Annotated in this window: 1 rRNA gene; it reads right to left on the bottom strand. The window is 54.9% G+C overall.

Annotation, left to right across the window (positions count from 1 at the left end):
• Positions 1–5: 5 nt before the first annotated feature.
• Positions 6–1364 (bottom strand): 23S ribosomal RNA (locus KNP04_RS15190); the annotation flags it as partial.

The following is a 1364-nucleotide window of genomic DNA, read 5'->3' as shown; positions in this document are numbered from 1 at the left end:
TAGACTAGATCAAAGCCTCGACCGATTAGTATCATTCAGCTCCACGTGTCACCACGCTTCCACCCATGACCTATCTACCTCATCGTCTCTGAGGGGTCTTTCTTGATTGCTCAAAGGGAAATCTCATCTCGGAGGGGGCTTCATGCTTAGATGCTTTCAGCACTTATCCCGTCCGCACGTAGCTACCCAGCGATGCTCCTGGCGGAACAACTGGTACACCAGCGGTGCGTCCATCCCGGTCCTCTCGTACTAAGGACAGCTCTCCTCAAATTTCCTGCGCCCACGACGGATAGGGACCGAACTGTCTCACGACGTTCTGAACCCAGCTCGCGTACCGCTTTAATGGGCGAACAGCCCAACCCTTGGGACCTACTCCAGCCCCAGGATGCGATGAGCCGACATCGAGGTGCCAAACCTCCCCGTCGATGTGGACTCTTGGGGGAGATCAGCCTGTTATCCCCAGGGTAGCTTTTATCCGTTGAGCGATGGCCCTTCCATGCGGAACCACCGGATCACTAAGCCCGACTTTCGTCCCTGCTCGACTTGTAGGTCTCGCAGTCAAGCTCCCTTCTGCCTTTGCACTCTTCGAATGATTTCCAACCATTCTGAGGGAACCTTTGGGCGCCTCCGTTACTGTTTAGGAGGCGACCGCCCCAGTCAAACTACCCGCCTGACACGGTCCTCCAGCCGGATCACGGCTGCGAGTTAGAGACTCTATACGCAAAGGGTGGTATCCCAAGGGTGTCTCCACCGAAGCTGGCGCTCCGGCTTCACAAACTCCCACCTATCCTGTACATCGCGTACAAAGCCTCAATATCAGGCTGTAGTAAAGCTCCATGGGGTCTTTCCGTCCTGTCGCGGGTAACCTGCATCTTCACAGGTACTATGATTTCACCGGGTCTCTCGTTGAGACAGTGCCCAAATCGTTACGCCTTTCGTGCGGGTCGGAACTTACCCGACAAGGAATTTCGCTACCTTAGGACCGTTATAGTTACGGCCGCCGTTTACTGGGGCTTCGGTTCAGTGCTTCTCTTGCGATGACACATCCCCTTAACCTTCCAGCACCGGGCAGGCGTCAGCCCCTATACTTCATCTTGCGATTTAGCAGAGACCTGTGTTTTTGCTAAACAGTCGTTTGGGCCTATTCACTGCGGCTTATGTTGCCATAAGCGTCCCTTCTCCCGAAGTTACGGGACCATTTTGCCGAGTTCCTTAACGAGAGTTATCCCGCGCGTCTTAGAATTCTCATCTCGCCTACCTGTGTCGGTTTGCGGTACTGGCGCCGACCTCCTCACTAGAGGCTTTTCTTGGCAGCGTGAAATCCGGTGCTTCGCCCTACGGGCTCCACGTCACAGCTCAACCTT

It is taken from the genome of Exiguobacterium sp. CH10 (assembly GCF_018617635.1).
Classification (GTDB): Bacteria; Bacillota; Bacilli; order Exiguobacteriales; family Exiguobacteriaceae; genus Exiguobacterium; species Exiguobacterium aestuarii_A.
The sequence above is the reverse complement of the archived record's forward strand: the minus strand, read 5'-3'. Positions and strand labels throughout refer to the sequence as shown.